12 protein-coding genes are annotated in these 13158 nt (G+C 43.8%); 7 read left to right on the top strand and 5 right to left on the bottom strand.

The annotated features are described in order from the left end of the window. Positions 1 to 16: 16 nt before the first annotated feature. A complete protein-coding gene (gene dapB, locus ACRC32_RS30010; protein WP_438557412.1) occupies positions 17 to 847 on the bottom strand; it encodes a 4-hydroxy-tetrahydrodipicolinate reductase in 831 nt (276 codons plus the stop codon). Positions 848 to 1061: 214 nt separating this feature from the next. Between dapB and ACRC32_RS30005 the strand changes: the two genes are divergently transcribed. Beyond that, positions 1062 to 2621 (top strand): glycosyltransferase family 39 protein, encoded by a 1560-nt coding sequence (locus ACRC32_RS30005; protein WP_438557411.1) that lies wholly within the window; start codon positions 1062 to 1064, stop codon positions 2619 to 2621. Between the two features lie 432 nt (positions 2622 to 3053). After that, positions 3054 to 3422 carry a hypothetical protein gene (locus tag ACRC32_RS30000; protein WP_438557410.1) on the top strand — a complete coding sequence of 123 codons (369 nt, stop codon included), beginning with the start codon at positions 3054 to 3056 and terminating at the stop codon, positions 3420 to 3422. A gap of 24 nt (positions 3423 to 3446) precedes the next feature. Here ACRC32_RS30000 and ACRC32_RS29995 read toward each other — a convergent pair whose 3' ends face one another. Further along, positions 3447 to 5078, bottom strand: a complete 1632-nt coding sequence (locus ACRC32_RS29995; RefSeq protein WP_438557409.1) for an iron uptake porin — start codon at positions 5076 to 5078, stop codon at positions 3447 to 3449. A gap of 153 nt (positions 5079 to 5231) precedes the next feature. Here ACRC32_RS29995 and ACRC32_RS29990 point away from each other — a divergent pair, with 153 nt between their 5' ends. Continuing rightward, entirely contained in the window at positions 5232 to 5663 is a 432-nt protein-coding gene (locus ACRC32_RS29990; protein WP_438557408.1) for a GNAT family N-acetyltransferase, read from the top strand. A gap of 29 nt (positions 5664 to 5692) precedes the next feature. On the opposite strand, the gene ACRC32_RS29985 is transcribed toward ACRC32_RS29990, so the two are convergent. Then, entirely contained in the window at positions 5693 to 7507 is a 1815-nt protein-coding gene (locus ACRC32_RS29985) for an SLC13 family permease (RefSeq protein ID WP_438557407.1), read from the bottom strand. 135 nt (positions 7508 to 7642) lie between these two features. Between ACRC32_RS29985 and ACRC32_RS29980 the strand changes: the two genes are divergently transcribed. From ACRC32_RS29980 to ACRC32_RS29965, 4 genes are all read left to right on the top strand, one after another. Then, complete coding sequence (locus ACRC32_RS29980) at positions 7643 to 8071, top strand: YidH family protein (RefSeq protein WP_438557406.1); 429 nt, start codon at positions 7643 to 7645, stop codon at positions 8069 to 8071. Between the two features lie 8 nt (positions 8072 to 8079). After that, the gene (locus ACRC32_RS29975) at positions 8080 to 9588 is read left to right on the top strand and encodes a thioredoxin-like domain-containing protein (protein WP_438557405.1); all 1509 of its coding nucleotides are present in this window, start codon (positions 8080 to 8082) and stop codon (positions 9586 to 9588) included. A gap of 70 nt (positions 9589 to 9658) precedes the next feature. Continuing rightward, positions 9659 to 10681 (top strand): permease, encoded by a 1023-nt coding sequence (locus ACRC32_RS29970; RefSeq protein ID WP_438557404.1) that lies wholly within the window; start codon positions 9659 to 9661, stop codon positions 10679 to 10681. A gap of 18 nt (positions 10682 to 10699) precedes the next feature. After that, on the top strand, positions 10700 to 11446 hold the full coding sequence (locus tag ACRC32_RS29965) for a TIGR03943 family putative permease subunit (protein WP_438557403.1): 747 nt from the start codon (positions 10700 to 10702) through the stop codon (positions 11444 to 11446). 189 nt (positions 11447 to 11635) lie between these two features. On the opposite strand, the gene ygfZ is transcribed toward ACRC32_RS29965, so the two are convergent. Both ygfZ and ACRC32_RS29955 read right to left on the bottom strand, forming a co-directional pair. Further along, complete coding sequence (ygfZ, locus tag ACRC32_RS29960; protein WP_438557413.1) at positions 11636 to 12691, bottom strand: CAF17-like 4Fe-4S cluster assembly/insertion protein YgfZ; 1056 nt, start codon at positions 12689 to 12691, stop codon at positions 11636 to 11638. A gap of 125 nt (positions 12692 to 12816) precedes the next feature. Further along, a partial coding sequence (locus ACRC32_RS29955) for a hypothetical protein (RefSeq protein ID WP_438557402.1) occupies positions 12817 to 13158 on the bottom strand: 342 nt, incomplete at its 5' end.

Raw genomic sequence — 13158 nt, 5'->3', positions numbered from 1 at the left:
GTTAACTGTCAACTCTTTACAATATTTTTTCTAACCCATAAACGAGGGTTTTGAGTTGGATGACTTTACGGATCGCTAGTAGCACTCCTGGCATGTAGCAGGCGCGATCGCTCGTGTCGTGGCGCAAAGTATAAATTTGACCCGCTGAGCCAAAAATGACTTCTTGATGGGCGATTAACCCTGGTAGGCGGACGCTATGAATGCGAATACCTTCTGCTGCGACGCTACCTCTCGCACCTGGTAACTTTTCTGTTTCTTCTACCTGGGGTGGATTAAAAGTTTTTCCCAACTCAGCCAACATCTGCGCAGTTTGCAATGCCGTACCGCTAGGTGCATCAGCTTTTTGGTTGTGGTGCAGTTCGATAATTTCGACGTGATCGAAATATTGAGAGGCTTGAACTGCGGCTTGTTGTAACAAAACCATCCCAATTGAGAAGTTGGGAATCATCAAACATCCAGTACTGGCTTTGTCAGCAAATTCAGCTAAGTCCTGAATCTGTGCGGGACTTAAACCTGTCGTACCGACAACTGGACGCACTCCATAGGCGATCGCCGAGCGGATATTGTCATACACTGTACTCGGATGGGTAAAGTCTACCATCACCCCAATTTGCCTTTCTTGCCCCGCCATCGCAAGCATTGGTTCTAATTGGTCGGTAATTGGAACTTCCAATGGTTCTGGTAAACCTGCTAGTTCTCCTGCATCTTTACCTTGATGCTCTGGGTTGCGATCGATCGCCCCTAGTAAGGTCAGATCGGCAGCTTGGGAAACTGCTTTGACAACTTCGCGTCCCATTTTGCCCGCAGCACCATTGATGACTACTGGGATTGGATATTGGCTATTCATTGCTTCGACGATCTCAGTCTTATCAAGGGCATTTTAGACTAATTTAAGGACGGCAACTTAAGGATGGCAATGACTGAGGTAGATTGGAGTGCTTGCCGTTTGACACTGCTTCTCTTTTGAAAAACTATATATTTATTGTAACCTAAATAAGCTTTGAGGATTTTATTTAATTCATTTGTCTCTATAGCAAACTCAATTCTAATTTCAACTGTTTATGCCAACTCGTCACGTCAATTTTAAATGGCTGCGCTTACTATTTATAATTATTTTGTGTGTAGGAATAGCTTTTCGAGTTACGAATATCGATAAAAAAGTGTATTGGCACGACGAAGCTTATACTTCTTTAAGAATTGCTGGCTACACGATGAAAGACTTCTCTCAAGGAGCATACGCTCATCGAGACAGCAGTATCAAATACTTGCAAACGTTTCAACGTTTCAAACCTGGAAGCCAATTAAAAGATACAATTCATTCTCTTGCTATAGAAGACTCTCAACATCCACCTTTGTATTATATTTTGTTGAGATTTTGGGTAAAATTATTTGGCAACAGTATTACGATCGTTAGAAGTTTAAGCATTTTATTTAGCTTCTTAGTATTTCCTTGTTTGTATTGGTTGTGTCTAGAATTGTTTCAATCGTCTCTCATAGCAGGGATGGCGATCGCGCTTTTAGCAGTCTCTCCAGTGCATGTTTTATTTGCTCAAGAAGCAAGGCAATACGCTTTATGGACGGTGACAATTCTAGGTTCGAGTGCCGCTTTACTCAGGGCAATTCGACTGAATAAAATCCAGATTTGGATTGTATATGCCTTTGCTTTAGCAACTAGTTTTTATACTTTTTTCTTGTCTGGATTAGTAGCCGTCGGTCATGGAGTTTACATTTTCATAATTGAAAAATTTAGGTTGAGCAAAAGAGCGATCGCTTATCTTCTCTCCTCGGGTTTGAGCTTATTACTTTTTACCCCTTGGATATTGAGCTTAATTCAGAACTATTCCATGTTTCAGATGACGACGGGATGGACGAATAATGCTTTACCCGCAGACATTTTTAGTCGTCGCTGGCTACTCAATATCGGTCATGTTTTTTTCGATCTGGGTTTGGAAAAAGATCCAGAATTTCTGATTGTCTACTTCCTGATATTACTTCTAATAGTTTATGCATTTTATTTCACAATACGTCACGCACCTTTAAGGATTTGGCTATTTATTATTACCTTAATGGCTGCAACCACGTTACCGTTACTGATACCAGATATAATTAAAGGCGGACAAAGATCGATCGTGCCTCGTTATTTATTTCCTAGTTATTTAAGCATTCAGCTAGCAGTTGCTTACTTATTAAGTCAAAAAATCAGTCAATCGAGATTATTGTTTCGCAGAATTTGGCAAGCGATCGCAACTTTACTCATTTTGGCTGGAATCATATCTTGTACGCTTAGTTCCCAAGCTAATACCTGGTGGATTAAAGAAATTAGTTATAGTAATCCTCAAGTAGCTAGCTTTCTCAATAGAGCAAATAATCCTCTCATAGTTTCTACTAATGGTTGCATCAACAATGGTAATTTACTTTCCCTTAGCTACTTATTAGAACCAAAAGTTCGATTAAGATTAGTTGATATCGCTCCCTTAAAAGAGATACCACAAAATTCTGGCGATATCTTTATTTATGGAGATTGTACAGAACCAGTGCGCGATAGCCTGACCAAGAACAAATACAAAATAGAACCAATTTTACCTTACTTATGGCAACTAAGGTCGGGGAAAGGAAATTGAATCTAGAGATATAAGGAAAAGATCCCTCTTAATCCCCCTTAAAAAGGGGGAGACAAGATTGTACCTACTTCATCTCCCTTAAAAAGAGGGAGACAGAATCGTTCTTAGCCCCTTTTTTCAACAAAAAAGACAAAACTATTCTTAGCCCCCCTTTTCAAGGGGGTTGGGGGAACGAAACTCAACCAAGAAGTATTTTAACGATCTACAAGTCTAACTAAAGTTAAATTCATTCATTTATGGCATTCGCTCAAAACTCCTACTCAAGAGAGAAGATATGCGATCGCCTCCTACGGCAAGATCGATCCGAAAACTAAAATTAAAACCAAGCAATTAAGGAGCGCTTATTGTTAGCAACCTTAGCAATTGTGTTTCTAAAAGTTTTTACTCTAAAGAAACGCTAATTTTAGTAATCAAAATCATTGGAGGATTCAAATGAAGCAAGTAGTTGATAAATTGAAGAACATGGGCTTGCGTCGAATCGTTACCGTATTTTTGGCAACGATTTTATTTGTCGCACTGCCAGCATTCCAAGCAAACGCTGTAGAATCTCCAGCGGGAGAATACAACCCTGTCACTCCTGATACTGTCAAGCGCATTCAAGAAAAAGCTGAAGATTTCGGAGATGCGCCAGGTAGAAGAATAGGTGATACCGGGCTAGAAAATATCAAGACGTTGCCCAAAAAGATTCCTGAAGTCCTCGACCTCAAAGCCAAGCAAACTAAAGTAACATTTGACACTAACGAGCCGAACAAAAAAGCAGCTATGGATGAGGCTCAAGCAGAAGTTGAGAACAAACGCTAGAGATTGCTATCTTGGGTTGCGTTTTTAAAAAGAGAATACGGTGCGCAGAGTAGCAGTAATAATTGTGCCATTATCTGCTTGATTGCTAGGATTGGCGATCGCTTGAACTAAAGGAGCGATCGCTAGATTTTCATTTAGGGGAAAGTTATAGTAGGCTTCAAAATTTGTTTGAGTCGCGTCCCCCACAGCATTTTCCACAAAAGGCTGACCTGCCGCAATTCCCGCTACAGCGCCAGGTAGTAATAAATTGCGCAACGATATCCCCACCATCCAGTAAGACGGTTCGAGATCTCCAAAAATAGTATCGTCATAGCTACCGTAGCCATAACGCCCAAACAGCCCAAGTCGGCGCGATAAATCGAGTTCGACATTCGCTCCAAACACATCGAAATGGCGATCGAACGTATTTCCACCACTGTACTGCAAGCGTAGAGTAAAAGCTGGGTTAGGAGAGTATTCTAACTCAACCATTCCCTGATAAGGATTGCCAAATAAACCGCGATCTCCACCCTCATCTGGGTAGAGTAGCCTTGTTAAAGCCGATACACCTTCAACCTCATCGCGACTGCCAGAATTTTCAGCGTCTGCTGCAAGATACATTGCCCGTAACGTTAAAAACTCGTTCGCTTGCCAGTTAACAACCGCCCCAGCGCCTTGTTCGTTAATCGGAAAGAGAAGGTAGTTGTTAACCAGTGCTTGAGTCGAAAAATCAACAGAACTGCGGTTAGCATAACGATTGCGATCGAGATAATCTGTAGGTGCGATCGCAGTCCCTAAAACAATTTGGAGATTTTTAGTGGCGCTAAAGCTGTAGTAAAGCCGACCCAGCCCCAAGTCTTCATTTCGAGATAGTCTGGTCGAGAAATCAAGTCCACTGCCGAAATTAGGTTCTAATACTCCGGCTGCATTATCGCGGTTGCTGTTACTACCAGTATCCAAACGAATTTTGAGTAAGTCAGTACCAGAAAAACTCGTATCAAAATCTAACTGAGTCCTGTAAAATAACGTAGTAACAGGATTATTATTGGCAATTTCCGTACCTGTAGGGTTGCGAAGGGAATCGCCGCCAAAGCCACCCCCATTAATTGCAAAGATAACTTGACCTGCAAGTTTAGTCGTTGTGGAAAACTCATGTGCCTGGAGTACAGCGCTACGAGCTTCCAGGGAATCTAAACGGCTTTGTAAAGCTTTCAATTCCGCAGCATACTCTTGCAGAAGTTTTTCGAGAGTTGCTAAATCATCTTGAGTTGCTTGTACTGGCTTAGCATTAGCGATCGCTCCCTCCAATTGCCGTACCGCCGTACTCAAAGCCGCCGCAAATTCGTAACGACTCAAGGGACGATTGCCGAGAAATTTCCCATTCGGATAGCCTGTAACTATTCCATAGCGCGAGATTAAAGATTGCAACGCTCGACTTGCCCAGTCATCGGGTTGCACGTCAGAGAGTTGGGAGACTTGGGTAGTTGGTAGTTGTTGGTAGTTGGTAGTTGGTAGTTGGTTGTTTTTCTCCCTCTGCCCCTCTGCCCCTCTGCCCCTCTGCTCTCTTCCCCCTGCTCCCTGCTCCCTCATGAAAGTTTGGGCTTGTAGTGGAGTTATCTGAGCTAAAAAGCACAGAATGCTAATACCACTGACTAGGAGGAAATAATATTTGCCCATTTTTTAGCGAAAGTGTTTGAAAGCGACTGTTTATATGATTTACGAGCGCAACATACGACAAATCTCTGAATGAGCCACAGTTTTTTACTTCTATTTGCGATGATACAGTCTATTTGTACGCACGCTAAACTTTTTTATTTGGGATGAATTTTCGTGAAACAGCCGCTTAGGATTGACATAACTGAGAAGCCGCATCCTGAAGACATAGAATTTATTTTGCAACAACTGCTGGCATTTAATCGCGATCGCGCAGGTGAGGGACATTTCCAACAGTTAGCTATCTTTTTACGAGATGCAGACGATCGTCTGGCTGGCGGGTTGATTGGTTCGACTTATTGGCAATGGTTGTATATCGATATTTTATGGATAGATGAAACGTGGCGCGGACAAGGTTACGGTCATGCTTTACTGGAGGCTGCGGAGCGAGAAGCTGTCAGACGCGGCTGTAAATATGCTTATTTAGATACATTTAGTTTCCAAGCACCAGAATTTTACCAGCAACAGGGATACGTCATTTTTGGTGAATTGCCAAATTTCCCACCAGGTTACAGCAGATTCTTTCTCAAAAAAGAAATTCATGTGTAGGGTAGGCAACGCTCACCTTACAAGAACAACTAATCTATTGGCAGCTGGTTCACGCCATACAACCAAGCAATGAGTAAAGGTGTCAGAAATGTCAAAATTAAATTTAATGGCGCTCCTACCTTGGTAAAATCAAGAAATTTGTAGCCACCAGGACCGTAAACCATCGTATTCGTTTGGTAGCCGATTGGTGTGAGGTAGCTGTTAGAAGCAGCAAATGTCACGACAAACATAAAAGCAAACGGATTGAGACTCAAGGTTTCTGCTACGTTAGCTGCAACTGGAAGCATCAGCACCACGGCAGCATTGTTAGATAGAATCTCTGTGAGTACGGTTGTGGCAATGTAAAAGCAGACTAGTAACCAAAAACCGGAGAATTGACTTCCGAGCGATGCTAAACCACCTGCTAACCAATTGGTTGCACCTGAATTATCCATCGCCGTACCGAGGGGAATCAGTCCAGCTAGTAGGAAGATAATATCCCAGCGTACCGACCGATAGATCTCTCTTGGCTTTAACACCCCAGTTGCTACCATTAAGACAACTCCTGCCAAGGAACTGACTAAAATTGGTATCCAATCAAAAGCAGCAGTAATAATCACCGCTAAGCCAATCGCGATCGCGATCGCGGCTTTGTCTCGCCGCAGCGTTTCCACCTCTCGCGGTTCTACTACCAGTAAATCTGCACTATTTTGCAGTCCGATAAAACTATCTCTTGCACCTTGTAATAGTAAGACATCGCCAAATTGCAATCGGACTTTACCCAAGCGATCGCGAATGATTTCCTCATTGCGTCGAATTGCCAGTACTGTGAGGTTGTAACGCTGGTGAAACTGTAACTCTTTGAGTGTAGAGCCAATCAAACTAGAGTTGGAAATTATCAAAGCTTCAGAAATAGCTCGATTTTCCGAACTTAACTCAGATGTCGGGAATTCTTGCTGAAATTCGATTTCTGGTAAGATTTCAATCCCCCGCTCATCTCTAATTTTGAGTACGTCGCTGCGATTACCGCGCACGATCATAATATCGCCACCCGCTAGCACTTTATCTGCTACAGGTTTGGTATAACGGCGACTGTTGTGAAAGAGTTCCACTACGTCAATATCAAATCGCTGCTCGATCTGGCTAGAACGTAAAGTTTGTCCGATTAAATTGGAGCGTGGCGCGACAACCACTTCACTAAAGTAATCTTTTAATCCGTAGTTGGCGATCGCCGGAGTCGCAGCTGGCTTTTTTCGGTCTGGTAACAGTTTGGGTGCGGCGAAGGCAAGATAGACTAAGCCGATCGCAAATGTAATTAATCCTACTGGGGTAAATTGGAATAAACTAAATTCTCCATATCCCAACTTTTTTGACAAACTGCTGGCGACAACATTTGTCGAAGTGCCAATAACTGTAATCATTCCGCCTAGAACCGTAGCGTAGGACAGCGGTATGAGCAGTTTAGAGACAGAAATATTTCGCTTTCTACTCCATTCCTCCACAATTGGGATAAAAACGGCAACCACAGCTGTATTGTTGAGGAAAGCGGTAATCGGACCAACGATCGCACCTAAAACAAAAATCTGCCGTGTCGGATTTTTTCCCCCTCGCCGCAGTAGAAAATCGCTGACGATTTGGATTGCACCCGTGCGTTCGATACCACCACTGAGGATGAACATTGCCAATACCGTGATGGTTGCAGAGTTACTAAAGCCAGCTATCCCTTCTTCTGGGGTGATTAATCCCAGTAGCATGAGTACAACTGCTGTCGCGATCGCGGTAACATCTACAGGTAGCCATTCAAAGATGAAGAAAACTATGGCTAGTCCCAGAACACCAAGGGTAAGAGCAATATCCATATACAATAAAATCGCCCGATATACCGTAATTTAAAGCGGCTTTCCTATCGTACTATATTCCGCTCGACAAATCGTTGTTTGCAAACCAGATTTTTTGTATTCTTCTACTAATGTCGGTACACAGTGCTGAAAGTAGAAGTTATGGAATTATTCAAGCCTAAACGGGTTGATGCAGGAACATTGACACCGCAGCTCAAAAATCCAAATCGCGTGCGGGATCATTTAGCCAACGAACGGACTTATTTAGCATGGATGCGCAGCGCGATCGCGCTGATGGGTTTTGGTGTCTTAATCGTGCGCCTGCGAATTCTCCGTCCCCCGCTTGCGCCTCAACCTCCTGGTAATGGTTGGAGATTGGGCTTAGCCTTTGGAATAGTAGGATTATCGATGGTACTGCTTTCAACCGCACACTATTTTGTCATTCGGCGCGACATAGATGCAGATACTTACGAACCAGCAGATCGGTGGGTCGTCGTCACTAGTATTGCCGTGCTACTGTTAGGCGTGGGAGTTATCTACTACGTCTTCAGCATTCCGCTAGAATCGTTAAACGCCGTTATTGTCGAGTAAGATTTTACATGAAGACTGTACGGGTGAGAGCGCCGGAACTACCTCAAAATCAGCCTTGGCTAAATACCGACAAGCCGCTATCGCTTCAACAACTCAGAGGTAGAATTGTCATTCTCGATTTTTGGACTTATTGTTGTATCAACTGCTTGCACGTTCTGCCAGACTTGAAATATTTAGAACAGAAGTATAAGGACAGCCTCACGGTTATTGGCGTTCACTCAGCTAAATTCGATAACGAAAAAGAAGTCGAGAATATTCGTCAAGCCATCCTGCGGTATGACATCGAGCATCCAGTTTTAGTTGACAGTGGCTTTCAGGTGTGGCAACAATATGTAGTGCGTGCGTGGCCCACGCTAATGATAATTGACCCAGAAGGGTATGTCATTGGCTCTGCTACTGGGGAAGGAAATCGAGACGTTTTAGATGAATTACTTGCCAAACTAGTTCAAGAGTATGAAGCTAAAGGGGCAATCGCATCTCCAGAAATTAGCCTCATTTTAGAAAAACAACGGCAACCATTAATTAAACCCCTAGCATTTCCTGGTAAAGTATTGGCGACTGCCACTGGATTATTCATCGCTGATTCAGGACATCACCGCATTATTTGGAGTACTCTCGACGGAGAAATTATACACGTCATAGGTACGGGAAAATCTGGGTTAACCGATGGAGACTTTACCCAAGCGCAATTTTTTGCCCCCCAAGGCATGGTATTGGATGATGAAAACCAGTTACTCTACGTAGCCGATACCGAAAATCATGCGATTCGCCGCATCAACTTACCGTTGCAACGTGTAGAAACCATCGCCGGAACTGGAGAACAAAGTCGTAATATTCGTCCTTATGGTGGTATTGGTCGAAAAACAGCTTTAAATTCCCCTTGGGATTTGACGATGGTGAAGAGTTATCTCTTCATTGCGATGGCGGGAAATCATCAAATCTGGCAAATGAATTTAGAAAAAGGTATATTGCAAACTTACGCGGGTACGGGTGCTGAAGCGTGTTTAGATGGTTTAGTCGCAGATTCGGCTTTTGCGCAACCGAGTGGTATTACCGCCGATGGTAGAGAATTATACGTTGCTGATAGTGAAGGTAGTTCGATTCGCGGTATCGGATTGATGCTCGATCCTCAAGTACGGACAATCTGCGGGAGTGGGGAATTATTCGGTTTTGGCGATGTCGATGGTACTGGTGCTGACGTGCGACTCCAGCATTGTTTAGGGATAGAATATGCTCAAAATTTCTTGTGGGTAGCCGATACCTACAATCACAAACTTAAAATAGTCAATCCTCATAGCGGTAATTGCCAAACTATATTGGGAGGGGTAGCGGGTTTACACGATGCTCAAGGTCAAAATAGCTGCTTTAACGAGCCTTCTGGACTGAGTATTTTTGGTTCTTACTTGTACGTCGCCGATACGAATAATCATGCAATTAGGCGGGTAGAATTAGATACATTGACCGTAAACACAATGGAATTTTCAGGTTTATGTGCGCCTGATGTTTGTATTCCGTAGCGTCAATAAATCTAGCTACAATGGCTTGGCAGATGTTTGCTAATCAACAACGCTTTCTGCTACGCAACGCATGAACCAACAGCTCAACAATGCTTTTACCCTGTTCCTCAGCCTGCTTGTCGAGGCAATGCCATTCTTGCTGCTGGGGGTGTTATTCTCTGGGTTACTGTTGCTATTCGTGGACGAACGCAAGTTAATTGCTAAACTACCCAAAAATCCACTGTTAGGTGCTTTGGTTGGTAGCATGGTAGGATTTTTATTTCCCGTGTGCGAGTGCGGTAACGTCCCCGTGGCAAGACGAATGTTGATGCAGGGAGTGCCTACACCCGTAGCAATTGGCTTTTTATTAGCAGCACCAACAATCAACCCGATTGTCATTTGGGCAACATGGACGGCATTTCGCGATCAACCGGAAATTGTTGTTTTACGAGTCGTATTTTCCTTAGCGATCGCCACCATTATCGGTTGGGTATTCAGCGCCCAAAAAAATTTACGTCCCTTATTACAACCAGCTTTAGCAGCGGCTTGGCAACCAAAACAGCAGCCGCAAAAAGATAAATCGAAAACCTCATCCGATCTACTACAATCGGGTACGTTTTGGCTATCAGGGTCGGGAGATCCGATTAGGATAGATGCATCGGTATTACAAGCAAGTCTGGCAGCAGCCACGCCAATTAAACCATTATCAGAACGCCTACAGTTGTTATTAGACAATACCATACAAGAACTGCGCGAACTCGGTTCTGTGTTAGTCATTGGGAGCGCGATCGCGGCATTGATTCAAGTTTTTGTTCCCCGCGAGGTCATTCTAAATCTTGGTGGTGGCGAAATTACCTCTATTCTCACCATGATGCTTTTAGCAGCAGTCGTATCGATTTGTTCTACTGTAGATTCATTCTTTGCCCTATCCTTTGCCTCTACTTTTACTAGCGGCTCGTTATTAGCTTTTTTAATCTTTGGACCCATGATCGACCTTAAAGGCATTGGTCTGATGCTATCAATTTTTAAACCACGGGCAATTATTTATCTATTTGCCCTAGCAGCTCAGTTGACATTTTTATTTACATTATTGATTAATTTATACGTTATTTAAGTGCGTGACCAATGACCAATGACAAATAACAAATATAAAATTCTAAATTGGCTAGAAGTATTGGCGATCGCTGCTTGGGGCAGTTTGATGCTGAAATACTGGCTGACTGGTAAGCTCAATTTATTAATTCACCCCGATTATTTTTGGTTGGTAATTGCTGGAGGAATTGGGTTTTTGAGTGTAGCAGGTTTAAAGGCTGCGCAACTCCTGCGTCAACGCCGTATATTGCCAGTGCGTCATATCAGTTTACTTCCACCTGGTTTTAGCAGTATTTTGCTAATAGTAACTGCGATCGCCGGGTTGATTTTCACTCCCCGCGTTTTTGCCAGCCAAACTGCTATGCAAAGAGGGGTGACAGACTTTCTCGCTGCTACCCGTTCCCAACCCCAAGCCTTTTACGGTTCTGTCAAACCAGAGGCGCGATCGCTTTTAGATTGGGTGCGCACGCTGAATGTTTATCCCGAACCTGATGCATACACAGGTCAAAAAGTCAAGGTACAAGGATTTGCGATTCACCCTCCCGAATTTCCACCTAATTACTTGCTCCTTTCGCGGTTTGTCATTACCTGCTGCGCCGCTGATGCCTATCCGGTAGGGCTACCAGTCAAATTGACGGAAGATCGTCAAGCTTATCCTCCCGATACTTGGTTGGAGGTAGAAGGACAAATGATCACCGAAACTTTAAAAGATAAGCGCCAATTGACTATTCAGGCCAATGCTGCCCCCAAGAAAATTCCCGAACCCCAAAACCCTTACGAGTATTAAGAGTAAACTAGTTTTCTCTTATTTCCCCCTTTCATAAGGGGGGTTAGGGGAGATCTTTGAAGATCTATCGCTTTTAACTGAACCGTCTTGGGTTAGGAGGAATCTTTGGGTCAGTGGCGCAGTTTTTAGATCCCCCAACCCCCTTGAAAAGGGGGCAATAGATCGATCTCACATGGTGTGAGTCGCACATTAATCGGGACTACGGGTTAAGAAAGGGACATCCACCGCTTCGCCTGTAGCTTCTCCAACTTTAACTTGTAAACCAACACCACCAGCTTTGGTGCGGATGTAACCCAGTCCGAAGCTACCCTCCTCAGTATCGGTATAGCTGGTGAGAATACCCACTTTCTCTTCACCTACAGTAATAATACTACCTGGCTCGGCTGGAGCGTTGAGGCGAATTCCCCATAGGTGTTGCTTGACTCCCTTATAAGTATTCAGACGCGCAATTGTTTCTTGACCGATATAGCAACCTTTATTGAAAGAAATAGTTTGCCACAAGCCTGCTTCTAAAGGATTGTAATCTTCAGTCAGTTCTTTATCAGGGACGGGACGACCTTGTTCGATCCGCAATCGTTCCCAAACGCGATCGCCTAGAGGGACTGCACCAGTTTCTACGAGGTGATTCCAAACGATCGCCGCTTTGTCTGCTGGCACAATTAGGGTATACCCAGGTATGGCTAAACCACTCCCAACCGCTACCCGAATTGCTACATCTTTGAGCTGAACTAGCTGGTGGCTGGCGTAGGCACAACCGATAATCGAACTTAAGTCGAGTTGTGCCAAAATTTCATCGCTTTTAGTGCCAAGCAGACTAAAAATAGCAGTTTCGCCAGTTACATCTTCTAGTTGGACGCGATCGGCAAAAAAGATATAGCGATCGAGCCAATCTATCAGATACTGACGGCGGTTAGGAGAAACGATCAGCAGTACTGCGTCTTCAGTCACATATGCAGTTGCTAGATCGATCGTGCGGGCAGTGGAAGAGACAAAAACCGTGTCGCAGCCTTGCCCTGGTTTTAGAATTTGAAAATCGTTAGTACTTTGGTTGTGTAAAAAGCGAATGCGGTCTTCATCAGTAACGCGAATGATACCCCAGTGGGAGCGATCGCAGATTGCTACACCTGCCCGTACCGCTTGCATGGCTACTGCATCGTTACCAAAACTCACCGGAATTTTGTTTCCAGCAATTTCCTCAAAAATCGCCCCCGCCGCCGCCTGAACTGCCTGTAACTGTTCGCTCATCATATTTTTATGTAATGGGTAATGGGAAAGTCAAAAGTTAAAAGTTAAAAGTCAAAATTCACTACTCATTACTCACTACTTAATACTCACTTGACCACTCCTCACTCCTCACTCCTCACTCCTCACTAAATCTTCGGCAAACTACTAAATACTTGTTCGACTGCTGCGCCTGCTTTAATATCTAAACGCTGCCAGTCTATTTCTCCAGTATCGTCGATCAAACTAGTATCAATTTCTACCGAGCTATTAGTGGATGTCGAGTCTGTATTGTACTGCTGAAAGCAAACCTGATAGCACAGTTCCCACAGATCGAAATTATACTGTTGGTCTTGGTTTTGTAGAGATAACTGATATCCTGGTTGGGGGGTCGGAAGGTTGGCGATCGCCTGTTCTATTTCTGCCGTGCGTTCTGGAGAAGCACCATCCAACTCTTGCAGCAGCAAGATGACCCTAGTTTTCATTTCCTC

The sequence above is a fragment of the Chroococcidiopsis sp. genome (genome assembly GCF_051657925.1).
Lineage (GTDB): Bacteria > Cyanobacteriota > Cyanobacteriia > Cyanobacteriales > Chroococcidiopsidaceae > Chroococcidiopsis.
Note: the sequence above shows the minus strand (reverse complement) of the source record. Positions and strands in the feature narration are given on the sequence as shown.

What these genes read in the sequence shown, in the direction of transcription:
- ACRC32_RS29970 (WP_438557404.1), top strand. Translation starts at nt 9,659, where the DNA reads ATGAACCAACAGCTCAACAATGCTTTTACCCTGTTCCTCAGCCTGCTT.
- ACRC32_RS29995 (WP_438557409.1), bottom strand. Translation starts at nt 5,078, where the DNA reads ATGGGCAAATATTATTTCCTCCTAGTCAGTGGTATTAGCATTCTGTGC.
- ACRC32_RS29980 (WP_438557406.1), top strand. Translation starts at nt 7,643, where the DNA reads ATGGAATTATTCAAGCCTAAACGGGTTGATGCAGGAACATTGACACCG.
- ACRC32_RS30005 (WP_438557411.1), top strand. Translation starts at nt 1,062, where the DNA reads ATGCCAACTCGTCACGTCAATTTTAAATGGCTGCGCTTACTATTTATA.
- dapB (WP_438557412.1), bottom strand. Translation starts at nt 847, where the DNA reads ATGAATAGCCAATATCCAATCCCAGTAGTCATCAATGGTGCTGCGGGC.
- ACRC32_RS30000 (WP_438557410.1), top strand. Translation starts at nt 3,054, where the DNA reads ATGAAGCAAGTAGTTGATAAATTGAAGAACATGGGCTTGCGTCGAATC.
- ACRC32_RS29975 (WP_438557405.1), top strand. Translation starts at nt 8,080, where the DNA reads ATGAAGACTGTACGGGTGAGAGCGCCGGAACTACCTCAAAATCAGCCT.
- ygfZ (WP_438557413.1), bottom strand. Translation starts at nt 12,691, where the DNA reads ATGAGCGAACAGTTACAGGCAGTTCAGGCGGCGGCGGGGGCGATTTTT.
- ACRC32_RS29965 (WP_438557403.1), top strand. Translation starts at nt 10,700, where the DNA reads ATGACAAATAACAAATATAAAATTCTAAATTGGCTAGAAGTATTGGCG.